This window comes from Gemmiger sp. An194 (genome assembly GCF_002160145.1).
Taxonomy (GTDB): Bacteria; Bacillota; Clostridia; order Oscillospirales; family Ruminococcaceae; genus Allofournierella.
This window is the reverse complement of record NZ_NFKA01000001.1, coordinates 81132-107858: the sequence shown is the minus strand read 5'-3', so window position 1 is coordinate 107858 and position 26727 is coordinate 81132. Positions and strand designations below refer to the sequence as shown.

Genomic DNA, 26727 nt, shown 5'->3' with positions numbered 1-26727 from the left:
GTTATTTCTGCTTGTCGATGCGCTTTTCGCTGTTTTTGATCAGCATCATCAGGCTGCCGGAATACAGGCGGTAATCCTGCTCCAGGCTCTGGCTGGTCATGGCAAAGCAGCTGGTGTCCTTCATGGGGGCGCTGCTGCCCACCTCTTCCCCGGCCAGGATGGCGGCCACGTTGGCCTCGGCGGTATCCATGGCGGCGGAGGAATAGCCGTTCCAGCGGCCGTTGCTCACGCTGAACAGACTGCTGGCATTCTTGGCGTTGGAGGAATAGAGCAGGCGGAACATCTTGTACACCGCCACGCTCAGATAACCGCTCACCTCACTGATCAGGTCGCTGTTCTGGCTGGCGCCCAGCTTGTCGTACAGAATGTTCAGGCTGTTGGAGATCAGCTTCTTGTTCATGGTGGGCAGGGTGCTGCCGCGATAGATGCTGTCCCGCGCGGCGTCCGGATTGGGGATATCCTCCACGCGCAGGGTCAGACCGTTCCGGTCCGGGCTGCGGCCCAGCAGATAATCGCACGACACATCATAATACTCCGCCACGCGCACCACAAAGTCCAGGCCGCATTCGCGGATGCCCTTCTCGTAGTGGGACAGCAAAGCCTGGGATACACCCAGGTCCGCAGCAGCCTGCTTCTGGGTGATGCCCCGCTCTTTGCGCAGCAGGGTAATGATCCGGTTAAATTCAGTCGTCATGCAATATCTACCTCTTCGTTCCGCAAGTCCGTCCTGTCTGCGTTTGGCATAGTCTGCCCGCAGAGACAATTACGTATCGTAAATTATAAAACAACCAAAACGCTTTGTAAATACAAATTTCGCCAATATTCTTTTTGTTTTTTCGTGGGTTTTGCCTAATATTGACTTTGGCACCTAGATGTATGATAATAATCAGGAGTTCTTTTCTAAATATTGTGTTTCAAGAATTTTCCATTTAGTATTATGTTACTATTTTGTAACTATTTCTTTGCTTTCAGGAGGGATTTTTTTGAAGACCTTTACCCTGCATCTGATCCGCCACGGGCTGACCCAGGGCAATCTGGACGGACTGTACGTGGGCGGCGGCACCGACCTGCCCCTGTGCGATGAGGGCCGTGCCCAGCTGGAGGAGCTGTGCGGCCGTTTTGAATACCCCCAGCCCCAGCTGGTGTTCACCTCGCCCCTGCTGCGTGCCACCCAGACCGCAGACATCCTCTTCCCCGCCGCCCGCAAGCTGGCCATCGACCAGCTGCGGGAAGCGGGCTTCGGCGTGTTCGAGGGCCGCAAGGTGAGCGAGCTGGTTCACGAGCCGGACTTCGCCCGCTGGATGGACCCCACCTCCGGCTTCACGCCCCAGGGCGCAGAGCCCACCGCCCAGTTCCACCGGCGCTGCGGCGAGACCCTGATGAAGCTGTTCGAGTACATGATCCGCTCCGGCACTGAGGAGGCCGCCTGTGTGACCCACGGCGGCGTGATCATGAGCATGCTGGCCCAGAAGGCCCTGCCCCAGCGCAAGCCCGAGGACTGGATGGCAGACCCGGGCGCGGGCTACACCCTGCGCACCGACACCACCCTCTGGATGCGGGACGGCATTGTGGAGGCCGTGGACATTGTGCCCTTCGGCTATCTGGACGATCAGCCGGATGACTGATTCTTCCGCAAAAATAAACCCCCGGCGCTCGCGCAGCCTGCACGAGCGCCGGGGGCTTTTTGTACCCTGCCGAATTACAATACGCCAAGCACCAGAATGGCCGCCAGCATTCCCACCACGCCCAACAGGATGGACAGAGAGTTGATGAAGCTGGCCAGGCCCTCGTCGCCGCCGCACCGTTCGGTAAAGGCGGGGGCGATCACCGAAATGGGCGCAAACACCATGACCGCCAGGCCCTGCCGCACCTCCAGCGAGAAGGGCGCCAGATAATAGCAGCCCACCGAAAGCACCAGTGCCAGCACCAGGCGCACCCCCAGAATACGGGCCGCCGTCCACAGATAAGCGGGCTTTGCCTGCACCCGGAACATGGCACCCACCATCAGCATGGCCACAAAGGGATTGGCCACAGCGATGGGGCTGATCAGATCCAGCAGGGTCTGCGGCACCGTGACCCCAAAGATCACCAGCAGCAGCATGGTAACGTAGGTCACAAAGGGCACCGAGGACAGAAGCTTCTTGCCTGCGCTTTTCAGGTCCGGCTTTTCTCCGCCGCACACCACCGACACCAGTGCATAGGTTCCGCCGGTGCACATCAGGGAGTTGCCCACATCGAACAGACAGCCCGCCATCACGGCTCCGGCCCCCAGAAAGCTTTGCAGGAACGGCAGCGCAAAGGCACCGATGTTCCAGCTGGGGCAGTTTACCATATACAGCACCCGTTCCCGGTTGGTTTTTCCCCGGGCCATCGCAGCGCCCACTCCGATCATCACCCAGTTGGCCATCAGAGACAGAACCGGGATCAGCAGCAGCGTGGGTTGCCAGGCCATGTTGGCGGTGCTGGTGATCACCGCCGCGGGCAGGGTGATCTTCAAAACGATATTGCTCAGCACCCGGTGGTCCTTTTCTCCGAAGATGCCCACCGATCGGAAGATCACTCCCAGCAGGATCACCAACAAAAACGATGACGATTTTACAAATACGGCCTCCATGGGCCACTCCCCCTCTCCAAACACAATAGCTCTATTATACTTCCGCCGGAACAAAAACTGCAACAAAAAAGCAGCGAAAGCACCTGCTTTCGCTGCTATTTGCTTGTATTTGCTGCCGCCTGGAGGGCCTATCTCAGCCTTCGGCGGGCTGGGATGCGGCCGCGGGCTCAGAGGCGGGCGCGGGCTGGGAGGCCTGCCCCTGCTCTGCCGTCGGCTGAGAAGCCGGCACGGATTCCGGCGCCGGTTCCGGGGTGGGTGCCGGGGTAGGCTCCGGCGTGGGCTCCGGGCTGGGGGTGGGCACAGCGGTGGGCATGGGCGCGGGAGCCGCGGGCAGCGCCTGCTCGGCGCCCGAGGCATCCAGCAGCTTCAGGCTCTGGCCCGCAAAGCCGCCGTAAATTCCCATGTACGTCCGGCCGGGCTGCACGTTCAGCATGCTGCCGCTCTCGTCGTACAGCTTCAGCGGGGCCATGGCGTCGCCCTTTTCCCAGCGGATGGTCTGCACCCCGCCAGCGGACAGATACAGCCCCTGACCGCCGCTCAGGTCATACTGGCGGGTCACGCCGTTGTCCTTCAGGCCGCTGGAGGCCATGAGCAGGATCACATTGGAGAAGCGGACCTCGCTGTCGTCCGGGCGGCCCGCATCGGTCTGGGGCGCGTCGCCCTCCCGCAGGTAATAGCGCTGGTCCTCCGTGTTGTAGACCAGGCGGGCGGTGCGCTCGCTGCCATAGGTGATATCCAGCTCGTAGCCCTGGGTGTTCTGGGGCACGCTTCCTTCCGCGAACTGGAAGAAGCTGTGGGTTTCGCCCTCGCTGCTCTGGCCGTACAGGGCCAGTGCGCCGGGCAGCAGACTGCTGGTGGTGTACCAGCTGTACTGCTCCGCATAGATCTTGGCCCGCTCCCGGTCCAGATCAAAGGCGGCGGTGCCGGTGTAAACGCCGTCCAGCGGCTGATAGCTGTAGTAGTTCACCAGGTTGGAGGCATACACATCGCTGCCCACATACATGGGGATCGCCTGCAGCGGCATCACCATCTGCAGAAACAGATCGCGCCCCTGGCCCACCGGGCCCACCTTCTGCAATGCATCCACCCCGTCGTACAGGGCCATCATCCAGGTGTCCTGGCCTTCGGTGTTGGCCTCGATCAGCAGTTCGGTGTCCCCGATGCCCCACTGGGGCCAGGCTGCCTTGTCGTTGTAGAGCATCACCGCCACCGGGCGCTGACCGTAATACTCGGTTTCCCGGCCGGACAGCGCGCTGATTCCCTGGGCAGGCAGCGGCATGTCGTTCTCTGTTTCCGGCAGCTGCGGCGCCTGGGGCTCGGCCTGCGAGGAGGCTGCCTGGCTGGACGAAGTCTGGGACGACGGCTGCGCCTGGGAGGAATCGGCCCCCTTGCCGCAGCCAGCCAGCAGCGCCAGGCTCAGCGCCAGCGCCGCCGCTTTGTAGCATGCTTTCATTTTTGTGTTTCCCCTTCCCCTGTTTGGTGCTCTGAATGTACAAAACAGGGCCTGTCCATTTTGGCAGACAGGCCCTGGATCAGACTATGATCAATCGTCGCTTTCCACGAAGGTCTCGGTGGTGGGCGCTTCCTGGGTATCCTGTGCGGTGGCCAGTGCCTCCCACTTGAAGTTCTCGGCCTCGTCGATGTCCACCACGGTCACATAGCTCTTGCCGCAGTTGATCTCGAAGGGCTCCTGGGTGTCGAAGGTGACCAGACGCAGAGCCTCCAGCGGAGTGCCCTTCTCCCAGCGGATCTTCTCGATCTTGCCGCCGTAGCAATAGTAGCCAACGCCGCCCCAGCTGTACTCGGCATACTGCAGGTCCTTGGCCTCGTGGCCGGGATAGGTGTGGATATCAGTGAACAGCACGATCAGGTTGTCGAACATGAGCTGCTGATCGTTGTTTTCATCGATGGTATCCCGGTAGCTGCCCAGGCTGGAGTAGTACTGCGCCATCTTGTACTGACCCAGAGAGGCATCGTAGTCGAACTGGGTACGGTAGCTCTGGGAATGGCGGATGGTTACGCGCTCGGCGTTGTTGTCGCCCTCCACAAAGGTGCCTGCCGGAATCACAGCCGCGTCGCGGTAGTCCACGAAATCAAAGAAGGTGGAGTTGTAGCTGCGGCGGTCGTCGATGTTCTGGCTTTCAATGTACTCGGCAATCTTTTCGCCGTTGGTGTAGGCAGTGTGCTCCTTGGCCACCGTGTTGCCCGCCCAGTTGCGGCGGTTGAAGTCACGGTAGATCAGGCCGGCGGCGGTGTTGCCCTCCAGGTCCCACTCCTCGTAGTCGTAGTCCTCGATGTACTGGCGCTGCACCACGCTCTGGCCCACATGCACATACAGGGGCTGCCAGGGCAGAACCAGACGGAAGAACTGGTCACGGGCGGAACGGATGGGGCCGATCTCGGGAATGTCGTTGTAATCGGTGAACAGGGCCATAAAACGGGTGATGCCGCCCTCCACCTTGATCTCGAACAGGATATCCGCCGCGGAAAGGCCGCGCTGGGGCCGGCAGGCCTGGATGTTATTCACCATCACGCCGGTGATCCGCTCGCCTTCCGGGTAGTCGATGTCCTTTTCGTAGCCGGTAAGTACCTGGGCCTCGTAGGGCTCCGGAGTGGGCTCCGGCGTGGCAGCAGGGCTGGATGCACCCTGACCGCCCTCACCGCTGGCAGTTTCGCCGCTGCCGCCGCAGGCGGTGAATACGCTGGCTGCCAAGAGAACAGCCAATACGACACTCATCAAACGCTTCATGTAATTCTCTCCATTTGTCTGTGTATTTTTTGCACAGGCCGCAGCCGGGGCGCACCCATGCGGAAAGCCCTTATCATCGCGCCGGGAGCAGCTTGCCCCCGTTTTTTCCATTTTACTCCCGCGCCGAATCGTTGTAAAGCAAACGGAAATTTTTACGCACTTTCGCCAAAATCCCAGGAAAAAGTTTGTATATCAAACCTATTGAAACGATTTCAAACCATTTTCCCAAGGCTCTGGTGTGGAGATCGAACCGGGACCCCCACGCCCCAACCGCTTATCCTTGAAACGATGGGCTAACACTATCATACTCATTTTTCCGCCGTTTGTAAACACTTTGTAATTTTTGCCGGTCATTTTTCTGTTTCTTTTAACCGTCATCATGTGTCGCTTGATTTTTTTCAAAAATCGCTTGACAAAGCATTTTTCGATTGATATAATAAACAAGCTGTAAGCAGCGTGAATCATTAGCTCAGTCGGTAGAGCATCTGACTTTTAATCAGAGGGTCCGGAGTTCGAGTCTCCGATGGTTCACCAAAAAATCCCGGACGCGAAAGCGCCCGGGATTTTTCCTTATTCACTCTTCATTCTTCACTTTTCACTTAACACTCCCCCGCTTCTCTTGCACCGAGGCCGGGGGAGTTTTTGTTTTGCCTGGGTTTTCAGCCCTCTTGGGAATCGCGGCGTGCAGCGCGCTTTTTTTGGGCGATCTCTGCGGTGATGATGCCCAGTGCCGCCAGCGCAAACACCACGCCCCAGATCACGGTTCCCGTCTCCCCCGCCGGAGCCTGCGCCGCCTGCTGGGTTCCGGCAGCCAGCGCACCGGGTGCCGCGCCAAAGGCCAGCAGCAGCACGCCTGCCAGCGCTGCCAGTGTGCGCAGCGAGCCGATTATCCAATCCATCTGCCGTCTCTTCTTCATTCTTCCTTTCCCCCTTACCTGCTTGCTGTTTCTCCTGCTTTCAGTTTAGACCCGCCGGAGCGGCGGGTCTATCTCTTTTGGGTGAAGGGGATGTAAAGATCCGGTCAAATTTACCCTGGCCGCGCCGCAGCACACAAAAGAGCCGCACCCGGTTGGATGCGGCTCTTTTCATTTGAATCAGAATGCTTTGCTCACAAGCAGGCGCGATCAGCGCTCCTTGGTGGCGATCTCGGTGAGGATCTGGCCGATGAAGGCGTCGGGGGTCATCACGCCGCCCTTTTCCTCCTTGCGGGCACGCACGGCCACCAGGCCCTCTTCCATCTCCTTGTCGCCCACAACCAGCATGTAGGGGATCTTCTTGAGCTGGGCCTCGCGGATCTTGTAGCCCATCTTCTCACTGCGGTAGTCGGTGTCCACACGGATGCCGGCGGCCTCCAGCTTGTTGTGCAGCTCACGGGCATAGGCATGCTGACGCTCGGTGATGGGGATGATCTCCACCTGAGTGGGCATCAGCCAGGTGGGCAGAGCGCCGGCGTACTTCTCCAGCAGCAGGGCCAGAGTACGCTCGTAGCAGCCGATGGAGGTGCGGTGGATGATGTAGGGGGTGTGCTCCTGACCATCCTCACCCACATAGGTCATGCCGAACTTCTGCGCCAGCAGCATGTCGATCTGGATGGTGATGAGGGTATCCTCCTTGCCGAACACGTTCTTGATCTGGATGTCCAGCTTGGGGCCGTAGAAAGCGGCCTCGTCGATGCCCACCTTGTACTCCAGGCCCAGGTGGTCCAGGATCTTCTTCATCAGGCCCTGGGCTTCCTCCCACTGCTCGGCGGTGCCCTCGTACTTATCCTTGCGGTTGGGGTCCCACTGGCTGAAGCGGTAGCTTACGTCCTCGCCCAGGCCCAGGGTCTCCAGCATCTCCTTAGCCAGCTCCAGGCAGCCGCGGAACTCTTCCTCCAGCTGGTCGGGACGCAGCACGATGTGGCCCTCGCTGATGGTGAACTGGCGCACGCGGATCAGGCCGTGCATCTCGCCGGAATCCTCGTTGCGGAACAGGGTGGAGGTCTCGCCCAGACGCATGGGCAGGTCACGGTAGCTGCGCTTGCGGTTCAGGTAAACCTGGTACTGGAAGGGGCAGGTCATGGGACGCAGGGCGAAGCACTCCTTGGTCTCATCGTAGGGATCGCCCAGCACGAACATGCCGTCCAGGTAGTGGTCCCAGTGGCCGCTGATCTTGTACAGATCGCGCTTGGCCATCAGGGGGGTCTTGGTCAGCAGGTAGCCCCGCTTCTGCTCGGTGTCCTCCACCCAGCGCTGCAGCAGCTGGACGGCGCGGGCGCCGTTGGGCAGCATGACCGGCAGGCCCTGGCCGATGGACTCCACGGTGGTGAAGTACTCCAGCTCACGGCCGATCTTGTTGTGGTCCCGCTTGAGGGCCTCTTCCTGCTGCTTCAGGTACTCCTCCAGCTCGCTGGCCTTGGGGAAGGCGATGCCGTACATGCGGCACAGGCTGTCCCGGCTGGAATCGCCGCGCCAGTAGGCGCTGGTGGCCTGGGTCAGCTTCACGGCCTTCACCGCGCCGGTGCTCATCAGGTGCGGGCCCGCGCACAGGTCCACGAAGTCGCCCTGCTGGTAAACGCTCAGCTCCCAGCCCTTCTCGGCGTACTCCTCCAGCAGCTCCAGCTTATAGGGCTGACCGGCAAAGATCTCGCGGCCCTCTTCCACGGTGATGATGCGCTTTTCCACCGGCAGGTCCGCCTTGGCGATCTTCTTCATCTCGGCCTCGATGGCGGCAAACTGGTCCGGGGTAAAGGGCTTCACGCCGCCGATGTCGTAGTACCAGCCGCTCTCCAGAGCGGGGCCGATGCCGAAGTGGGCTTCGGGGTACAGGTGCTGGATGGCCTGAGCCATCACATGGGCAGCGGTGTGCCAGAAGGCGTGCTTGCCCTCGTCGTCGGCAAAGGTGAGGATCTCCAGCGCGCAGTCCTTGTCCAGCACGGTGCGCAGATCGCACACCTGGCCGTCCACCTTGGCGGCGCAGGCGCTCTTGTAAAGGCCCATGCCGATGCTCTTGGCCACCTCAGCGGCGGATACGCCTGCCTCGAACTCCTTGACGGTGCCCTTCAAATCAACTTTGATCATAACTATTCGACCTCCCGTTTGATCGCTTCGCCCAAAGGGGCGAAAAAAGAAAAAATGCCCCATCCCGTAAAACAATAACGGGATGAAGCATCTGAAAGCTCCACGGTTCCACCCGAATTGCGCGCCTTTTGGCACGCCCACTCGTTTGGGCGATAACGGGCCCTTGCCGGCGGGGGTTCGCCCCCGCGCTCCGCGGTGGTAAGCTGTGGGGGCACCTGCGCGCAGCCGCTCTCAGCACGCCTCCGAAAGGGAAGCGGCGGCCTTCTCTATCCGCGTGTTGCCCGCCCGCTCATGTCCGCATCTGCGCTTTTGCGGGATAGGTTCAGCCTTATCTTATACCTTCCCTTCGGGATTGTCAATATTTCTTGACAATTTGTGAACTCGTCATTAAAATAAATAGTAAGTATATTAGATGATCAGCCGCAGGGTCCGCCCTGCTTTTTGTGAAATATACGCAAGATACTGTGAGTATTTCCAAACGAACACCGGCAGCATGCCCTGCTGCCTTGCAATATCCAATTCAGCCCGTTTGCATCCTTCCCGCCGCACCGCCTGTGCGGCGGTATCGTTGTGCTGCGTGCCGTTCGTTCCAGGTCCCGCAATTAGCCGGTCTGCCCCTGCACCATGGCGGTCATCTCAGATACCATTTTTATTTGAGGAGTTGAAAACATTGCCATCCATTATCGTACTGGTACTGGTGGCAGTCGTTGCAATCGCCGTCGGTGTGGCCGCAGGCTTTTTTCTTGGCCAGAGCTACCGCCGCAAAACCGCTGAAGCCAAGATCGGCAGTGCCGAAGAAGAAGCAATGCGGATTGTGAACGACGCCATCAAGACCGCCGAACAGAAACGCAAAGAGACCGTGATCGAGGCCAAGGACGAAGCCCTGCGCATGAAGACCGAGGCCGACAAGGAGATCAAGGAGCGCCGCAGCGAGCTGAGCCGCCAGGAGCGCCGCCTGGACCAGAAGGAGGAATCCCTGGACAAGAAGGTGGCCGCCCTGGAGCAGAAGGAAGAGGAGCAGCGCCGCCGCAGCGAGCTGGTGGAGGCTAAGCTGGACGAACTGGAACAGCTGAAGCTGCGCCAGATGGAAAAGCTGGAGACCATCGCCGGTCTGACCCAGGAGGATGCCAAGCACCTGCTGCTGAACCGCCTGGATCAGGAGCTGACCCACGAGAAGGCCATGCGCATCAGCGCCTACGAGTCCAACCTGAAGGATGAGTGCGACACCATGGCCCGCGAGATGATCGGCCAGGCCATCGCCCGCTGCGCCGCCGACCATTCCAGCGAGACCACCGTGAGTGTGGTCCCCCTGCCCAACGACGAGATGAAGGGCCGCATCATCGGCCGCGAGGGCCGCAACATCCGCGCCCTGGAGACCGCCACCGGCGTGGACCTGATCATCGACGATACCCCCGAGGCCATCACCCTGTCCAGCTTCGACCAGGCCCGCCGCGAGGTGGCCCGCATGACGCTGGAGCGACTGATCGCCGACGGCCGCATCCATCCCGCCCGCATCGAGGAGACGGTGGAGAAGTGCCGCCGCGAGCTGGAGCTGTCCATGAAGCGGGAGGGCGAGCGCGCGGTGATGGAGGTGGGCATCCACGGCATCCATCCCGACATTGTGAAGCTGCTGGGCCGTTTGAAGTTCCGCACCAGCTTCGGCCAGAACGTGCTGAACCACTCTCTGGAGGTTTCCTATCTGTCCGGCCTGCTGGCCGGCGAGATGGGCGTGAACGTGACCCAGGCCCGCCGCGCCGGTCTGCTGCATGACATCGGCAAGGCTCTGGACCACGAGATCGAAGGCAGCCACATCCAGATCGGTGTGGAGATCGCCCGCAAGTACAAGGAGAACCCCGCCGTGATCCATGCCATCGAGGCACACCACGGCGATGTGGAGCCCAAGACTCCGCTGGCCTTCATCGTGATGGCCGCCGACGCCATCAGCGCCGCCCGTCCCGGTGCCCGCCGCGAGAACCTGGAAAGCTACATCAAGCGGCTGGAGAACCTGGAAGAGATCAGCTGCAGCTTCGAGGGCGTGGAGAACGCCTTTGCCGTGCAGGCTGGCCGCGAGGTGCGCATCATGGTAAAGCCGGACGCCATCAGCGACGACCAGCTGATCCTGCTGGCCCGTTCCATCACCAAGAAGATCGAGGAAGAGCTGGATTACCCCGGCCAGATCAAGGTGAACGTGATCCGCGAGAGCCGCGCGGTGGAATACGCCAAGTAAGCTTTCAACCATACAACGAGTCCCCGGTGGAAAATTCTCCGCCGGGGGCTTTTTTTATCACAAAAAAACCGGCCCGCGGGGAAAATTTCTCCCTGCGGGCCGGTTTTTGTTTGCCCGAGTGCTGTTATGTTGTACTTTCCTAAAACAAAGCCGGAGTTTGTCTCTCGGATAAATTTATATTTCAATGCTTTTTGTGTCTCGCTTTTGGCGCAGTTGCATCATAACTTTCACTTAGCAACATTTTGATTTTGTCATCCGAGACACTACCATCCAAGGCAACCGTAATCCAGCTTTCCTTATTCATGTGGTATGCCGGAAAAAAACCCGGCTCACACCGCAGAGACCCTATCAACAGTGTGTCGCACTTGAAATTCACCACATCAATAAGGCCAGTACCTTGCAGCCCAATCTTGTTTTTAGGCACATCCATAATAAGTGCAAACCATTTTTGATTATTGTTATGGCGAAACACTTCATAATTGGGATATTTTAGCCATGGAAAATCCCGCTCTGCATTGTAATTTTCGAGAATAAACCGTCCTAATTCCACACGATTCATTGATGCCACTCCCAATCTTTCTATTCACACAAAATATAATATTCCTTCAAGAGTGCCGCAAGGAATTTACGTTCTCAGCGGACCACAGCAAAAAGCCATAATACATAACGCCTAACATAAAAAAACGACCTGCAAGTATGCTGCCGCAGGCCGTTTTTTTTATTGTGCTTTTCGCAGAGGCTCAGCCCTGGCAGCCCAGATCGTCCCAGTCGCCGAAATCCTCGGCGCTGGCGATGCGGGTGGGGTCCAGCTTGCCGTTCTCATCCAGCGGCTTTTCCGCTGCGCCCAGGGTCACCGGGTTGGTGTTGGGGCCACGGTCGGGGCGCTGGGGGTAAACGGTGGGCTCCGGCCGGGGCTCCTCGCGGGAAGCCTTTTCCGGCTCGGCCTGCGCGGGCTGCTCCGGCTCGGTGGGCACCTCCACATATTCGCCCTCGATATGAGAGCTCTTGTTGTAATCGTTGAGCAGCTTATAGGCCACAGCGCCCGCCGCAATGCCCAGAACGATGGAAATCAGTCGTTTGAAAAAACCCATGGGTACTCCCTCCTTTTTTGAGTAGTATACCACAGGGCCCGCCCCGGCGCAAACCCGGGAACGGGCCCTGTTCGTTTTGTTTTTCTTCGGCCGGTCAGCTGAAGGTGACCACGTCGTCCTTCAGGGGCTGGGCAGCCTCCACCGACAGGGCGGTGAGCACCGGGCCCTTGCCGCCAAACAGGGGGTGGAACTGCACCCGCACCTTGGCGGTGATCTTGATCCAGCTGCGCTGGGCCAGCTTCTTGGCATCGTCGTACTTGCAGGGGAAGCCCACAAACTGGATATCCTGCACGCAGCAGGTCATGGCGAAGCGGCCGGGCACAAACTGATTCTGGCCCACCCGGGGCGTCTGGCAGACCTGGGCGGTGAAGCGCACGGTCTTGCCCGCGTACTTCTCTGGGTCCTCGCTGGCATCCAGATACCAGATGCCGAAGTCCTCGTCGCCGATCTCGATCACATCCGCGTTGATGTCGAAGGGCAGCTCGTCCGGCAGCTGGTCGTAGGCCACGCTGCCGTCGGCGTATTCGTAGGCGATGTCGCACCGGCGGCTGGCCTGGCGCACCGCCTTGTGCACGAACTCTTGGTCCTCCTCGGTCAGGCCGTCGGCCCGGTTCACCACCAGCAGCTCGCACTGGGCGAATTTATCCAGGAACAGCTGACGCATGTTGTCGAAGTACATGCGGAAGGTGTTCGCGTCGGCGGTGCCGATGGTCTGGTAGATCACCCAGTTCTCCGGCATGGCCTCGTACAGCTCCTGCACCATCCACATGCCGTTGTACTCAATCACCACACGGCCCGCGCCGGTCTTTTTCACCAGCTCGGCCAGATGGGTGGGGTTCAGCTGCTCCTTGTCCTCAATGAGCTCCACGCTCACGCCGCCGAAGGCGAACTTGTCGGCGTCATACTCCTCTTCGCCCTCCTCGCAGACCAGCAGCAGGGTCTTGTCGCCGGAGTCGAACTTGGGGTCCTCCATGGTCTCCTGCACAAAGCGGGTCTTGCCGCTTTCCAGAAAGCCCAAGAACAGATATACCGGAATCTCTTTCACGTTACCTCTCCCTCCCTGCGGCTCAGGCCAGATGGAACAGCTGCTCCAGGGCAGCCTCGTCCAGCTTGGAGCCGATCACGCACAGGCGGCCGGTCACATCCGCAGCGCCGCCGCGCACATCAGCCTCGCCGGGCACATGGTCAAAGTAGATCCAGCCGTTGGTGCCGGGCAGGATGCCCTTGGCGCGCAGCACCACACCGTACTTGCCGCTGTCCAGCTCTTCCAGAGCGTTGCGGATCTCCTCCTCGGTGAACACCCGGGCAGTCTCACGGCCCCAGCTGGTGAACACCTCGTCGGCGTGATGGTGGTGGTGATGGTCGTGGTCATGGCCGCAGCCGCAGCTGCATTCGCCGTCGTGATCGTGATGATGGTGCTCGTGCTCATGTTCATGGTCGTGACCGCAGCCGCACTCCTCATCGTGATCGTGATGATGATGCTCGTGCTCATGGTCGTGGTCGTGACCGCAGCAGCACTCCTCGTCGTGATCGTGATGATGATGCTCGTGCTCGTGCTCATGGTCGTGACCGCAGCAGCACTCCTCATCGTGGTCGTGATGATGGTGATGCTCATGCTCGTGATCGTGGCCGCACTCCTCGCCGTGCTCGTGGTGATGGCCACACTCGGGGCAGACCTGAGTCTCCTCCAGCAGCTCCTTCACGAAGTCCCGCTTGGACTCCATGGCCGCCACGATCTGCTCGCCCTTCAGCTGGCTCCAGTCGGTGGTGACGATGGTGGCCTCGGGGTTCTTCTCCCGGATCATGGCCACAGCGCGGGCGATCTTGTCCTCGCTGGCGGCGCCGGTGCGGCTCAGGATGATGGCGTTGGCATGGCCGATCTGGTCGTTGTAAAACTCGCCGAAGTTCTTCATGTACAGCCGGACCTTGTTCACATCGGCCACGGTCACAAAGCTGTTCAGCTGCACGTCCCGCTCGGCGGCGATGCCCTGCACAGCCTTGGTCACATCGCTCAGCTTGCCCACGCCGGAGGGCTCGATCAGGATGCGGTCCGGCTGGTACTGGTCGATGACCTTCTTCAGAGCTTCGCGGAAGTCGCCCACCAGGCTGCAGCAGATGCAGCCGGAGTTCATCTCGGTGATCTCGATGCCGGCCTCTTTCAGGAAGCCGCCGTCGATGCCGATCTCGCCGAATTCATTCTCGATGAGCACCAGCTTCTGGCCCGCGTAGGCCTCGGCGATCAGCTTCTTGATGAGCGTGGTCTTGCCGGCGCCCAGAAAACCGGAAAAAATATCGATCTTGGTCATGGTATATTGTCTCCTTTTATCTTGCGCAGAGCCGCCCTGCCGGAGCATGTTCCCTCCCCCGGGCCGCCTGCTGAAAACAGTCGTTCTGTTTCTTATTATACTATCTTTGTCAAGGTCATTGCGCGGTTTTCTCCGGTGTTCTTTTTGCGAAATTTTGCGTTTTTGCGCCTCGCTCTCTTTTAAAACCTGCTTTACCGTGTTAATATAAATTCAACACGATTTTGCACGGTGGGCGCGGAATGCTTCCGCTGTGAGAAAAGAGGTAAAACAGATCCCATGAAAACCACCAACGAAAAGATCGCCCAGCTGCGGGCGGCCATGCAGGCCGCCGGGGCGAATGCCTGCCTGATCCCCTCGTCGGACCCCCATTCCAGCGAATATCTGCCCGACCACTGGAAGGCCCGGGCCTACTTCTCCGGCTTCACCGGCAGTATGGGCACCCTTGTGGTGACCGATACCGCCAGCGCCCTCTGGGCCGACGGCCGCTATTTCATCCAGGCCGAGCGCCAGCTGGCCGGCAGTGAGATCCAGCTGCAGAAGATGGGCACCGAGGGCACCCCCACCGTGACCCAGTATCTGACCGACGCGCTGGGCGAGGGTCAGGTGCTGGCTCTGGACGGCATGGTCACCCCCACCGCCACCGTGCAGGAGCTGGAAAAAGCCCTGGCGAAGAAGGGCGCGAAGGTGCTGTCCGTTGATCTGGTCAGCCCCATCTGGGAGGACCGGCCCCCGGTTCCCTCCACCCCCGCCTGGCTGGTTGACGCTGAAACCGCGGGCGCTTCCGCGGAGGAAAAGCTGAACCGCCTGCGCAGTAAACTGGCCGATGCCGGTGCCTCCGCCATGGTGGTTTCCCGGCTGGACAGCGTGGCCTGGCTTTTGAACCTGCGGGCCGCTGACCTGGACTGCACTCCCTTTGCACTGGCCTACTGCTTTGTGACCGCCACCAGCGCCACCCTGTTCATCGACCAGAGCCGTCTGCCCGAGGAGGCCACCGCCGCACTGCGGGCCCAGGGCGTGGGCGTGGAGGATTACGACCGGCTGCTGGGCACTCTGACCGGCTACCATCACGACCGGGTGATCCTGATGGACGGCTCCACCAACTGGGCCATCTACAGCGCCGTGTGCCAGAACCCCAACTTCACGGCGAAGATGGGCGAGGACCCCATCCAGGCCATGAAGGGCGTGAAGAACGCCGCCGAGATCAAGAACCTGATGAACTGCCACGTGAAGGACGGCGTAGCCATGGTGCGTTTCCAGATCTGGCTGGAGCAGCAGCTGGCCGCGGGCGAGACCGTTACCGAGGTGGATGTGGACCGCAAGCTGCTGGAGCTGCGCGCTGAGCAGCCCGGCAACCTGGGCCCCAGCTTCGACACCATTGCCGCCTACGGCGCAAACGCCGCCATGATGCACTACCACGCCACCCCGGACAACTGCACCAAGCTGGAGAAGCGGGGTTTCCTGCTGGTGGACAGCGGCGGACAGTACACCGACGGCACCACCGACATCACCCGCACCTACGCGCTGGGTGAGCTGACCGACAACGAGCGCACCTACTACACCTACGTGCTCAAGAGCCACATCGACATCGCCAAGCTCCAGTTCCTGTCCGGCTGCACCGGCGGCAATCTGGACGTGATGGCCCGTGCCGCAGTGTGGCAGCACGGCATTGACTACCGCTGCGGTACCGGCCACGGTGTGGGCTTCATCGGCGGCGTACACGAGGGCCCCCAGAGCCTGCGCGTGACCAATCACGTGCCCTTCGTGCCCGGCATGACCGTCACCGACGAGCCCGGCATCTACGAAGAGGGCGAGGTGGGCATCCGCATCGAGAACGAGCTGCTGTGCGTGGAGCGTGTGAAGAACCAGTACGGCCAGTTCCTGGGCTTCGAGTCCATGACCCGCTGCCCCATCGACCTGACCCCGGTGCGCCCCGAGTTGCTGGACGCGGACGAGAAGGCCTGGCTGAACGCCTTCCATGCCGAGACCTATCGGGATCTTGCTCCCCTGCTGACCGAATCGGAAGCCGCATGGCTGGCTGAAAAGACCAAGCCCCTGGCCTGATCACACACTTATCCCCCGGTGAAAGCCGGGGGATTTTTTGCATCCCGCCGCCAAAATTTACAACTTTGCACGCTCCTTCGATACAGTTTCGTTACATCGGCGCGGTATAATACGTCTAATAGAAAAATATTGCCAAAGGAGGAACGAGACGATGGCCAATTCCCCCGAAAGCTGGAAATACCATTCCGGGGCAGGCCGCCAGCGCACGCCGCGCCAGATGGTCCAATCGGCCCAACCGGTTCGCCGCGCCCCCGCAAAGCGCACCGCGCCCCGCCGTTCCTCGCTGGAAACCCGCTATGCGCCCCAGGTCCAAAAGCGGCAGGTGCGCCGCCCTGTGACCCGGCAGCCCACTCCGCGCCCGGTGCAGCAGCGGGCCAATCCGCCCCGGCCGGTCCGCCGCAGACGCCGCTCCTCCCTGCGGCCCTGGGCGCTGGCCGCTCTGGTCAGCTGCCTGATTCTGGGCTTCACCTGGGTCTGGTCCGTCGGGCAGACGGTTCCCGCCGGGGCGGATGCTTCCACCCCGGCCAGCCAGGCAGAGCCTGCACCCGCGCCGTCGGTAGGCGAATGCGTGTTCCGCTCCGGGGGCGATGAGCTGCCCCGGGAAGTGCAGGACACCCTGACCGAATGGTTCGTGCGCTGCTACGATGCCGCGGCCCGGCTGGAGGCCCCGGAGCTGGACGATCTTTACGGCCCGGGTGCCGCGGCCCAGGAGGCCTGCCTGCTGGATGAGGCCAGCGTGGACTTTATCAGCCGGGTGCGGGCCATGCAGCCGGTGGACCTGACCATGACCGGCTTCACCATCGGCCTGACGGTGGAGGAAACCAGCTGGGAGGGCGAGACCATCACCGTGAGCCTGCAGGAGGACGACCAGATCCAGTTTCGCTTTCTGAACGGCCGCACCAGCTCCAGCTGCGGCATCGAGAACACCTTCACCTTCTCCGCCGACGGCAAGATCCTGGCCCACGAAAAGACCGAGGACGGCTTCAATCTGGTGCGGGATGTGTACAGCCGCCAGTCCTCCGGCGGCGAGAGCGCCATCCAGAGCACGCTGAGCCAGCTGATGAGCGCCGCCAAGGCAGATGTGGACAAGCTGGCCAGCCAGCGCCAGCAATATCTGGCGGACCCCTCCGGCCAGAGCAGTCTTCAAACCTGCAACATGGATTATGACCGGCAGGCGGCGGTGGCCTACGCCCGCCAGTGGGTGGGACTGACCGCCATGACCCGCAATCCCAAATGGGGCATCTACGACGACTACGGCGGCAACTGCAACAACTTCACCTCCCAGTGCCTGTACGCCGGCGGCATCCCCATGGACATCTACGGCTACGACACCCAGCAGTGGAAATGGTACAGCGACGTGCCCAACTCCTACTCCGAGGCCCGGGGCCGCTCCTCCAGCTGGAGCGGTGTGGATGAATTTTACACCTACGTGAACGAGAACAGCGGCTACGGTCTGGTGGCCGAGGCGGACGGCAACCTGTACACCGCCCAGCCCGGCGACGTGCTGCAATACGGAGCGGACGGCGAGTGGAAGCACTCGGTGCTGGTGACCGAGGTAGTCAACGACGCCAATGGCCAGCCGGTGGAATTTCTCATCGCCTCCAACACCACCGACCGGATCGACTGGCCCATGAGCGCCTACGCCTACGCGGATGTGCGGCTGATCCATGTTCTGGGCTACAACAACTGAGGCAACACCGCATCCTTCACGCCAAACGGCTCAGGCGGTATTTCCTTGTAACAAAGCGAGCCTGCCACGGGAGCATTCCCGGTCAGGCTCGCTTTTGTTTGTTTTTTGGTTCAGGCTTCGGCCACTGCCACCAGATATTTGTAGATCTGCAGCTTGTTCTCCTCGTAAAGGCCCAGCTCCTCATAGAGCTTTTTGTAATAGGCAAACAGGCTGGCCTTGGTGGAGAGCATCTTCATGGTGTTGCGCAGCCCCAGCTGGGTGGCGGTGATGCTCTGGGGGTTCTGCACATAGTAATACACCGGCTGCTCCAGCGCATAGAAACGGGAGGCGTAGCGGATGTACTCCAGGTTGAACAGCAGATCCTCGCTCCAGCCCAGCTCCACGTTGCACTGGATGTTGTGGTTATGTACAATATCCCGCCGGTAGAGCTTGTTCCACATCACGCCATAGTAAAAGCTGGCGGGTTCCTTCATCAGGCCCTTGGCAAAGGCGGTCTTGTCGTAAAAGCCCGCGTCCAGAAAGCCGTACTGCTCGATGGTCTGGTAGCTGTCCTCCTCGGTTTTTGCGAAGAGGGGCTTGTGGTTCTCCACCCGGTAGTAGGGCGCGATCACCAGATCGGCGGTATGCTGCTCCGCCTTTTCCACCAGCAGGCGGGTGGCATCCGGTGCCAGATAGTCGTCACTGTCGGCAAATTGCAGGTATTTGCCGGTGGCCATGGAAATGGCCAGATTTCGGGTGGCCGATACCCCGCTGTTGGCCTTATCGATGAGCAGGATGCGTTTGTCCACCCGGGCGTACATATCCACCACCTGCAGGCTCACATCGCTGCTGCCGTCGTTCACCAGAATGATCTCCAGGTTCTGGTAGCTCTGCTTGCGGATGCTCTCCACACAGCGGGCGATGTGTAGCTTCGCGTTGTAGACCGGCACGATCACACTGACCAGCGGCTGCTCCATCCTTCGATTCCCCCCTTCGGCATTCATTGCTCCTCTGCTTTTCAGTGTAGTGCATCCGGCGGCGAAAATCAACCGGGAGCATCCGGCTTTTCTTCGGCTTTTTGAGAAAGGTTTGTATTTTTTGCCGTCAGCCGGTATAATAGCAGAAAAAGCCCCTGCGCCGCACCCGGCAAGCCGCCGGGCCGGGCGCGGGCGATTTTGCCCACAAAGGAGTGACCATTTTTATGATGACCGAGACCATGCAGGCCCTGCGGGACCTGCAAAAGAAGCTGTACGCCTTTCAGTTCGCGCTGAATGTGATCGACTTCGACGCCCAGACCGTGGCCCCCAGCGAGAGCTATTCCGGCCGCGGCGAGGCACTGGAGGTGCTGAGCAGCATCAAATACAGCCTGATCGCCGACCCTGCCCTGCCCGCTCTGCTGGAAAAGGCCCGCAATGAGGAGCGCACCGAGCAGGAGGCCGCCGAGGTGGCCGAGCTGCAGCGGATGTACGACGAGACCAGCAAGATCCCCGCCCAGGAATACGCCGCCTTCGTGAAGCTGACCACCGCCGCGGTGAACGCCTGGGAGAAGGCCAAGGCCGCCAGCGACTTCTCGCTGTTCGCCCCCTATCTGGAGCAGATCGTGGCCTACCGCCGCCGCACCGCCGCCTACTTCGATGCCAATAAGGCCCCCTACGACGTGTGGCTGGACCAGTACGAGAAGGGCCTGTCCATGGCCCAGTGCGACGCCTTCTTCGACCGGCTGAAGGCAGTGATCCAGCCGCTGGTGAAGGAGATCGGCCAGCGGGGCGCGAAGATCCCCTGCGATTTCCTGGAGGGCACCTGGCCCATCGAGGCCCAGAAGATGCTCTCGGCCGCTGTGATGAAGCTGATGGGCATCGACGAGGGCCACTGCGTGCTGAGCGAGAGCGAGCACCCCTTCACCACCGAGTTCTACAAGGGCGACGTGCGCATCACCACCCACTACCACGAGGACGACATGGCCAGCAACCTGTACTCGGTGATCCACGAGGGCGGCCACGCGCTGTATGAGCTGCACATGGCCGACCGGCTGCAGTACACCTGCCTGTCCGGCGGCGCATCCATGGGCCTGCACGAGAGCCAGAGCCGCCTGTGCGAGAACTACCTGGGCCGCAGCCTGGGCTTCATCAAGAGCCTGTGGCCCACCCTCACCGAGCTGTTCCCCACCCAGCTGGCGGGTGTGACCCCCGAGGCCTTTTACAAGGCGGTGAACCAGTGCCAGCCCAGCCTGATCCGCACCGAGGCGGACGAGGTGACCTACTGCCTGCACGTGATGGTGCGCTACGAGCTGGAAAAGCGCCTGATGGACGGCTCGCTGGAGGTAAAAGACCTGCCTGCCGCCTGGAACGCCCAGATGAAGGAGCTGCTGGGCGTGGATGTGCCGGACGATGCCCACGGCGTGCTGCAGGACATCCACTGGGCCGGCGGCGATCTGGGCTACTTCCCCAGCTACGCGCTGGGCACTGCCTACGGCGCCCAGATGATGGCCTCCATGCGCAAGGATCTGGATGTGGACGCTCTGCTGGAGGCGGGCAACTGGGCCCCCATCACCGGCTGGCTGGAGGAGCGCATCTGGCAGTACGGCAAGGAGAAGACCCCCGCCCAGCTGCTGAAGAACGCCTGCGGCGGCGAATTCGACCCCAAGTTCTACACCGATTATCTGGTGGAGAAGTATTCCGCCATTTATGAACTGTGAGGTCTTGCCTTTTGGCACGGGCTTTGCTATACTGAGTAGCGGAATTCAAGGCGATACCGCACAATTCCAGGTGGTGGAGCGCGCCGGAAAATTTTGGCGTGATACGCCGCCTGAGCCGTGAGGCGTGAATTATGCGGTGTTGCCTCAATACAAAAACATGGCGGGCGGCCACCGGGTCGCCCGTCAGGTGCCTGAACCTCTCCCGGTAGGTCGCAAGCAGGGAGGGGGGCAGGCACCTTTTTTTGCTGTGAGGGAGGAAGTAGAAGTCTGTGAACGTATTGCCCAAATTCTGCCGCTATGTGAGCGCCAACGTGCTGGGAATGATCGGCCTTTCCTGCTACATTCTGGCGGACACCTTTTTCATTGCCAACGCCATCGGGGCGGACGGCCTGGCCGCGCTGAACATCGCCATCCCGGTGTTCAACCTGATCAACGCGGCGGGTCTGATGACCGGCGTGGGCGGCGGTACCCGCTATGCCATTCTGCGGGCTCAGGGAGAAAACGATGCCGCCAACCGGCTGTTCAGCGGCATGGCGCTGCTGGCCGCGGGAGTCGGCTGCGCCCTGCTGGCTCTGGGCGCGCTGGCCGCCCGGCCTCTGGCCGCTCTGCTGGGGGCGGACGCGGTGACCCTGCCGCTGTGCAGCGTCTACCTGCGCACCATTCTCTGCTTTGCCCCCTTCTTTTTATTGAACAGCACCCTGCAGGCCTTTGTGCGCAATGACGGCGCGCCCCGGCTGGCCATGGCGGGCATGCTCACCAGCAGCCTTTCCAACGTGGTGCTGGACTGGGTGTTCATGTATCCGCTGGGGCTAGGCATGTTCGGCGCGGCCATCGCCACCTGCATTGCCCCCATCCTGAGCCTGTGCGTACTGTCCACCCACTTCGCCCGCCCTGTCAGCCGGCTGCGCTTTTCGGTGCGGGGCGCGGCGCTGCGGCCCGCTGCACGGGCGCTGAGTCTGGGCGCCTCCTCCTTTGTGTGTGAGCTGTCCTCCGGCGTGGTGCTGCTGGTGTTCAACCTGCTGATTCTGCACTTCACCGGCAACGTGGGCGTGGCGGCCTACGGCATCATTGCCAATCTGGCGCTGGTGGGGCTGGCCATCTTCACCGGCGTGGCCCAGGGCATCCAGCCCCTGACCAGCCACGCCTACGGCACGGGCAATACCACCGAACTGCGCCAGCTGCTGCGGCTGGCAGTGGGTCTGGTGCTGGTGCTGGCGGCGGTCTGTTACCTGGCGGTGAACCTGTGGCCGGACCCGCTGATCGCCGCCTTCAACCGGGACGCCGACCCCCAGCTGGCGGACATCGCCCGCACCGGCATGCGCATCTATTTTGTGGGCTTCTTCTTTGCCGGGCCCAATCTGGTGCTGGCCGCCTATTTCAGCGCGGTGGACCGGCCGGGGCAGGGCTTCGGGGTTGCCATGATCCGGGGGCTGATTGCCCTGATCCCGCTGGCACTGGTGCTGGCGGCACTGCTCAGCATGACCGGTGTCTGGCTGGCTTATGTACTGGCGGAGGCCTGCGGCCTGGGTGCTGCCCTCTTCTTTCTGACCCGTCGCGCAAAAGCAAACTGAGCATACACACAACAAAAGCCGTGAGGGGCAATGTTCCTCACGGCTTTTGTTATACAGTTTAGTCTTTCCGGCCGATGCGCCGCTGCCGGGCCAGCCGCCACAGGGTGGCCGTGGCCAGCAAAATCAGCAGCGGGGTGAAGTTGAAGGAGTACCGTGCCTTGGTTTCCCAGAAGCTCAAAAAGAGCATCAGACCGAACACACTCACCCGTGCCAGGGTCAAGGTGCCGGGGCGCGCCCGCCGTACCGCGCCCAACGCGCCTGCCAGCACCAGGCCCATGAGCAGGAACTGATAGGCCTGGCAGTAGTAAACCATGGGCATATAGCCGGGCTGGTCCTCCAGAATGAACCGGTGGGTCCAGTTGGCTTTGAGCGGGGTGGCCAGGAACTCCTGGGCGTCATACATGCCGTCGCCCCAGGTGATGGCCGCCTTGCAGGTCATAAAGTCCAGCTGCTCCAGCGGGCTGCGGGAGGAATACTGCTCGATGATAAACTGGCGCAGCATCTGCCGCCGGTCAGCCATGGTGGGCAGGTCCTTGGCGGCCTGACAGACCGGGTCGTTGTAATCGCCGTCGCCGGTGCTGCCGTAGGCAAACCACAGCTCAATAGGGAAGCCCTCGGCATCCTCCACCGAGAAGTCCAAAAGGCCGCTGTGCTGCCAGGCCTTGTAGCCCGCGTTCAGCCCCACGAACACCAGCACCAGCACCAGCGCCCCGGCCAGCGCCTGGCGGAGCTTTTTCTCCAGAAAGAGCTGGATCACCAGCGCTACCACCATCACCGCCACGCTGCCCTTCACCGCGTAGCCCACAAAGGCCGCGGCTCCCATGGCCACCAGCAGGGCAATGCGCACCGGGCGGCGTTTTTCGCTGCGGTAGTAGTTCCAGCACAGCAGCACCAGCAGCCCAAAGGGCAGGGACAGGGTATCGGAATAAAAGCAGGGAGACCAGAGCACAAAGGGCAGAAAGCCCGCGCACAGCACAAAGGCCAGGGCCACGCCGCTGTTGTGGTGCAGGATACGCCGGGCCAGCAGGCAGACCAACAGCACCGCCAGCCAGATGGCCAGCACGTTCAGCACGATGCCCGCGTAGATGCCGGCCTCGGTGTCCGGCGTGATGCCGAACAGCCCCACCAGCTTATACCAGCCGGTGAGCAGCAGTGCCAGGCCCAGATTGTTGTTGCAGATCACATAATAAGCGCCCCACACCTGAGGCACGCCGTCGTCCAGAAAATCCGGCAGGCTTTGCAGCACGGTGCTCATATCCATGATGGGCACCTCGGCCAGCAGAAAGCCCAGCCAGCCCAGCGCAAGGCCGTAGACCGCCAGCACCGCCCCCAGCAGCAGCCGGAACCGGCGGCGGGGCAGCTGGTCCAGCAGCGGCAACACAAAGCGGGCCAGGGCGAACAGCACCGCCCCCAGCACCGCGCCCGCCGCCAGCGCGGCCAGCCCGTTGTGCTGCCAGCGCAGCACGCTATTCAAAAAGACCCAGCCCCAGACCAGGGCAAACCCCGCCGAAAAAATGCGGGTGAGCTGTTTCTGCATTCCCATTCTCCCCTGCCGTATCTGCCCGTTGCCGGGGCAGGAGCAAACCCGCCGCACCGGCTTTTGGACGCAGTTTTTTCCTTATTGTATCACATCACACCGGCAAAACAAAGAAAAAACCGGGAGTGTTCTCCATTAGAAAACACTCCCGGAAATTCCGTCTCATAATAAGGCGGGTTCAAAAGCCGCCCCCGGGCCGCTTGCTAAGCCCTGGTGCAACGTTTTGCATGATTTAAGAAACAGCGCGCAGCTGGCCTTCGCCCTCGGCTTCAAACAGCTGCTGGCGGGGTACAAAGTACACGAACTCGCCGCCTCGGTAGGTGAGCACGCCCCGCTCACCGGGTTGCAGCTGACGGGCGATGTGGGCAGGAATGGCGAACTCCACTTCCTGGCCGCGGGCGATGAATACGCCCTTGTACTGACCCTCGCCGTTGGTCAGAATCCGCTTCACAGTGGCCATCAGGCTCACTTCACCCTTATTCGACTTCCCCTTGCCGGCCCATGCACGCAGCAGTGCGAACGCAGCACATGCAGCCAACAGGCCCGATACGATCAGCATCCACTTCATGGAATTCCCTCCTCAATTTCAATTTTGTTTCATCCGCCGGGCCGCTGGCTCTGAGGGCCCCGTGCCGGTCGGTTTGAATGTCCGCTTGTACTTGTAAGACGATTGAGGACCGAGTTTTATTTCAACTCTTTCCAAAAATTTTTGAAAAATCAGAAAAATTTTAAAAAAAGTCATTTTGTTTGCCAATCGCGAACACCTTTCCCCGTCAGCAGGGCAAAATCCCGCTCAAAACACCCATTGTACCAGCAGCATATAGCAAACCGTACCTCCGGCAATGGAGAGCAGCATCTGCCGTTTCCACCGGTGCAGGCCGATGGTGACCAGAATTGCGATCAGTTCCGGCAGGCCGTGGGTCCCGGTGGTCCACTGCACCCCCTTCAGGCAGTAGACCACCAGCATACCGAAGATGGCCCCCGGCAGCGCCCGGCCCAGATACCGCACGTAGGCCGGAACCTGACCGCCTCGGAACACCCAGAAGGGCAAAAACCGGGTGAGCATGGTGCCCAGTACGCACAGGCCGATGGTGATGATCTGTTGGGTCAGGGTCATTGCACATCCCCTCCTTCCGCCTGCATCCGGTCGATGGGTGTTTTGAAGACCGTGAGCAGGGCCAGAATGCAGCCCATGGCGGGCAACAGGAAGGAATCCGCCCCGAACAATGCCAGACACGCCGCGCTGGCTCCCAGGCCGATGAGCGAGGGCAGATGGGTCTTCTCCTTGCCCCACTGCTCCAGAAAGATCACCACGAACATGGCGGTCATCACGAAGTCCAGGCCGGTGGTATCGAAGGAGAGCAGCGACCCCGCAAGACCGCCCAGAGTTGCCCCCGCCACCCAGTAGCTGTGGTTGAGCAGAGTGACCCAGAAATAAAACCAGCCCCGATCCACCCCTTCGGGAATTTCGGCGCTGCAGTTGATGGAAAAGCTCTCGTCGCACATGCCGAAGATCAGATAATACCGTTTGAGGCCCAGACCCCGGTATTTTTCCAGCATGGCAATGCCGTAGAACAGGTGGCGAGCCTGGAGCATCAGCGCCACCAGAAAGGTCTGCAGGGGCGCAAAGGGCGCCAGCAGCATGGACACTGCCACAAACTCCAGCGAGCCGCCGAAGATGGTAAGCCCCATGAGCATGGGGTACCAGAAGGAAAAACCGGATACATTCATGTATATGCCGTAGGCCATGCCCAAGAACAAAAAGCCCGCCAGAATGGGCACCGTGTGGGGAAAGGCCGCGGCCAGCGCCCTGCGGCGCATTCCCTGCTGCATTGTATGTCAACTCCTTTTACGTGTTACCAGTTTAGCATTTAAAAGCCAAAAAGGCAAGCGCCGCCGCAACAGGCACAAAAAAGGCCCCCGCGTGGAGGAACCACGCGGGGGCCTTTGTCATACCCTAAGCAGAGGAGAATTACAGCTCAGCGAAGTACTTGATGGTGCGAACCATCTGGCTGGTGTAGCTGTTCTCGTTGTCGTACCAGGACACAACCTGAACCTGATAGGTGTCGTCGTCGATCTTGGTAACCATGGTCTGGGTGGCATCAAACAGGCTGCCGTAACGGATGCCGATGATGTCGGAAGAAACGATAGCGTCCTCGTTGTAGCCGAAGCTCTCGGAAGAAGCAGCCTTCATGGCAGCGTTGATGCTGTCAACGGTAACGTCCTTGCCCTTAACAACGGCAACCAGGATGGTGGTGGAGCCGGTGGGAACGGGAACGCGCTGAGCAGAACCGATCAGCTTGCCGTTCAGCTCGGGGATAACCAGGCCGATAGCCTTGGCAGCGCCGGTGCTGTTGGGAACGATGTTGGCAGCGCCAGCACGAGCACGACGCAGGTCGCCCTTACGATGGGGGCCGTCCAGGATCATCTGGTCACCGGTGTAAGCATGCACGGTGGTCATGATGCCGCTCTGGATAGCGTAGGTGTCGTTCAGAGCCTTAGCCATGGGAGCCAGGCAGTTGGTGGTGCAGGAAGCAGCGCTGATGATGGTGTCTTCCTTGGTCAGGGTGCCCTCGTTCACGCTGAACACAACGGTCTTGGTCTCCTTGTCAGCGGGAGCAGAGATAACAACCTTCTTGGCGCCGGCGTCGATGTGAGCCTGAGCCTTGGCCTTGCTGGTGAAGAAGCCGGTGCACTCCAGAACAACGTCTACACCCAGCTCACCCCAGGGCAGCTCAGCGGGGTTGGGGTTAGCGTAGATGGTGATCTTCTTGCCGTCAACGGTGATGGAACCCTCGCCAGCCTCAACGGTGTGACCGTCGTAACGACCCTGAGCGGTGTCGTACTTCAGCAGGTGAGCCAGCATCTCGGGGCTGGTCAGGTCGTTGATGGCAACGATCTCGTAACCCTCAGCGCCGAACATCTGACGGAAAGCCAGACGGCCAATGCGGCCAAAACCATTAATTGCAACTTTAACAGCCATTGTAATATCCTCCTTAAGGTAAATAAATTACTTAGGTGTCTTTATTGTATACCAAAAATCTGAAAACTACAAGGGCTTGTCAAGAAATTAACACAAAAGTACAAAGATTATTACGCAGGCGCCTATCCTTAGGCATTATCATGGGATATTGGTGCATCATTTGTG

At 60.7% G+C, this 26727-nt stretch carries 22 protein-coding genes and 1 tRNA gene; 7 read left to right on the top strand and 16 right to left on the bottom strand.

Annotated elements, in window-relative coordinates:
* Position 1 precedes the first annotated feature (1 nt).
* The gene (locus B5F28_RS00480) at positions 2-694 is read right to left on the bottom strand and encodes a helix-turn-helix domain-containing protein (RefSeq protein ID WP_087291952.1); all 693 of its coding nucleotides are present in this window, start codon (positions 692-694) and stop codon (positions 2-4) included.
* A gap of 289 nt (positions 695-983) precedes the next feature.
* Between B5F28_RS00480 and B5F28_RS00475 the strand changes: the two genes are divergently transcribed.
* On the top strand, positions 984-1625 hold the full coding sequence (locus B5F28_RS00475) for a histidine phosphatase family protein (RefSeq protein ID WP_087291949.1): 642 nt from the start codon (positions 984-986) through the stop codon (positions 1623-1625).
* Between the two features lie 74 nt (positions 1626-1699).
* On the opposite strand, the gene B5F28_RS00470 is transcribed toward B5F28_RS00475, so the two are convergent.
* From B5F28_RS00470 to B5F28_RS00460, 3 genes are all read right to left on the bottom strand, one after another.
* A complete protein-coding gene (locus B5F28_RS00470; protein ID WP_143424658.1) occupies positions 1700-2614 on the bottom strand; it encodes an AEC family transporter in 915 nt (304 codons plus the stop codon).
* Between the two features lie 133 nt (positions 2615-2747).
* Positions 2748-4067 (bottom strand): DUF3048 domain-containing protein, encoded by a 1320-nt coding sequence (locus tag B5F28_RS00465; RefSeq protein WP_087291941.1) that lies wholly within the window; start codon positions 4065-4067, stop codon positions 2748-2750.
* A gap of 90 nt (positions 4068-4157) precedes the next feature.
* Positions 4158-5363 carry a DUF3048 domain-containing protein gene (locus B5F28_RS00460; protein ID WP_158097465.1) on the bottom strand — a complete coding sequence of 402 codons (1206 nt, stop codon included), beginning with the start codon at positions 5361-5363 and terminating at the stop codon, positions 4158-4160.
* 458 nt (positions 5364-5821) lie between these two features.
* On the opposite strand from B5F28_RS00460, the gene B5F28_RS00455 reads away from it, so the two are divergent.
* Positions 5822-5897: transfer RNA gene (locus B5F28_RS00455), tRNA-Lys, on the top strand.
* Positions 5898-6022: 125 nt separating this feature from the next.
* Here the strand turns inward: B5F28_RS00455 and B5F28_RS00450 are convergent.
* Positions 6023-6280, bottom strand: coding sequence for a hypothetical protein (locus B5F28_RS00450; protein WP_087291933.1), 258 nt, complete (start codon positions 6278-6280; stop codon positions 6023-6025).
* A 207-nt stretch (positions 6281-6487) separates the two neighbouring features.
* On the bottom strand, positions 6488-8422 hold the full coding sequence (thrS, locus tag B5F28_RS00445; RefSeq protein WP_087291930.1) for a threonine--tRNA ligase: 1935 nt from the start codon (positions 8420-8422) through the stop codon (positions 6488-6490).
* A 670-nt stretch (positions 8423-9092) separates the two neighbouring features.
* On the opposite strand from thrS, the gene rny reads away from it, so the two are divergent.
* Positions 9093-10649: a ribonuclease Y gene (gene rny, locus B5F28_RS00440; RefSeq protein ID WP_087291927.1), complete on the top strand. Its 1557-nt coding sequence runs from the start codon at positions 9093-9095 to the stop codon at positions 10647-10649.
* 181 nt (positions 10650-10830) lie between these two features.
* On the opposite strand, the gene B5F28_RS00435 is transcribed toward rny, so the two are convergent.
* The 4 genes from B5F28_RS00435 to B5F28_RS00420 all read right to left on the bottom strand — a co-directional run bounded on the left by B5F28_RS00435 (position 10831) and on the right by B5F28_RS00420 (position 14046).
* Positions 10831-11208 carry an MmcQ/YjbR family DNA-binding protein gene (locus B5F28_RS00435; protein WP_087291924.1) on the bottom strand — a complete coding sequence of 126 codons (378 nt, stop codon included), beginning with the start codon at positions 11206-11208 and terminating at the stop codon, positions 10831-10833.
* A 181-nt stretch (positions 11209-11389) separates the two neighbouring features.
* Positions 11390-11740: a hypothetical protein gene (locus B5F28_RS00430; RefSeq protein WP_087291921.1), complete on the bottom strand. Its 351-nt coding sequence runs from the start codon at positions 11738-11740 to the stop codon at positions 11390-11392.
* 94 nt (positions 11741-11834) lie between these two features.
* Positions 11835-12785, bottom strand: a complete 951-nt coding sequence (locus B5F28_RS00425) for a TIGR03943 family putative permease subunit (RefSeq protein ID WP_087291918.1) — start codon at positions 12783-12785, stop codon at positions 11835-11837.
* Between the two features lie 22 nt (positions 12786-12807).
* Positions 12808-14046 (bottom strand): CobW family GTP-binding protein, encoded by a 1239-nt coding sequence (locus B5F28_RS00420; protein WP_087291915.1) that lies wholly within the window; start codon positions 14044-14046, stop codon positions 12808-12810.
* 276 nt (positions 14047-14322) lie between these two features.
* Here B5F28_RS00420 and B5F28_RS00415 point away from each other — a divergent pair, with 276 nt between their 5' ends.
* Positions 14323-16107, top strand: a complete 1785-nt coding sequence (locus B5F28_RS00415; RefSeq protein ID WP_087291912.1) for an aminopeptidase P family protein — start codon at positions 14323-14325, stop codon at positions 16105-16107.
* Positions 16108-16258: 151 nt separating this feature from the next.
* A complete protein-coding gene (locus B5F28_RS00410) occupies positions 16259-17797 on the top strand; it encodes an amidase domain-containing protein (RefSeq protein ID WP_087291909.1) in 1539 nt (512 codons plus the stop codon).
* 110 nt (positions 17798-17907) lie between these two features.
* On the opposite strand, the gene B5F28_RS00405 is transcribed toward B5F28_RS00410, so the two are convergent.
* Positions 17908-18753 carry a glycosyltransferase family 2 protein gene (locus B5F28_RS00405; RefSeq protein WP_087291906.1) on the bottom strand — a complete coding sequence of 282 codons (846 nt, stop codon included), beginning with the start codon at positions 18751-18753 and terminating at the stop codon, positions 17908-17910.
* Between the two features lie 224 nt (positions 18754-18977).
* Between B5F28_RS00405 and B5F28_RS00400 the strand changes: the two genes are divergently transcribed.
* Entirely contained in the window at positions 18978-20471 is a 1494-nt protein-coding gene (locus B5F28_RS00400) for a carboxypeptidase M32 (RefSeq protein ID WP_087291903.1), read from the top strand.
* Between the two features lie 269 nt (positions 20472-20740).
* On the top strand, positions 20741-22042 hold the full coding sequence (locus B5F28_RS00395) for an MATE family efflux transporter (protein ID WP_247643362.1): 1302 nt from the start codon (positions 20741-20743) through the stop codon (positions 22040-22042).
* 58 nt (positions 22043-22100) lie between these two features.
* Here the strand turns inward: B5F28_RS00395 and B5F28_RS00390 are convergent, their stop codons facing one another.
* The 5 genes from B5F28_RS00390 to gap form a co-directional block, all read right to left on the bottom strand.
* Positions 22101-23579 (bottom strand): hypothetical protein, encoded by a 1479-nt coding sequence (locus B5F28_RS00390; protein WP_087291900.1) that lies wholly within the window; start codon positions 23577-23579, stop codon positions 22101-22103.
* A gap of 232 nt (positions 23580-23811) precedes the next feature.
* The gene (locus tag B5F28_RS00385; protein ID WP_087183745.1) at positions 23812-24147 is read right to left on the bottom strand and encodes a DUF2500 domain-containing protein; all 336 of its coding nucleotides are present in this window, start codon (positions 24145-24147) and stop codon (positions 23812-23814) included.
* A gap of 225 nt (positions 24148-24372) precedes the next feature.
* Positions 24373-24696, bottom strand: coding sequence for a branched-chain amino acid transporter permease (locus B5F28_RS00380; RefSeq protein WP_087291897.1), 324 nt, complete (start codon positions 24694-24696; stop codon positions 24373-24375).
* Positions 24693-25412 carry an AzlC family ABC transporter permease gene (locus tag B5F28_RS00375; RefSeq protein ID WP_247643361.1) on the bottom strand — a complete coding sequence of 240 codons (720 nt, stop codon included), beginning with the start codon at positions 25410-25412 and terminating at the stop codon, positions 24693-24695. The genes B5F28_RS00380 and B5F28_RS00375 overlap by 4 nt, the downstream gene beginning before the upstream one ends.
* 139 nt (positions 25413-25551) lie before the next feature.
* Complete coding sequence (gene gap, locus B5F28_RS00370; RefSeq protein WP_087291894.1) at positions 25552-26562, bottom strand: type I glyceraldehyde-3-phosphate dehydrogenase; 1011 nt, start codon at positions 26560-26562, stop codon at positions 25552-25554.
* Between the last annotated feature and the right edge of the window lie 165 nt (positions 26563-26727).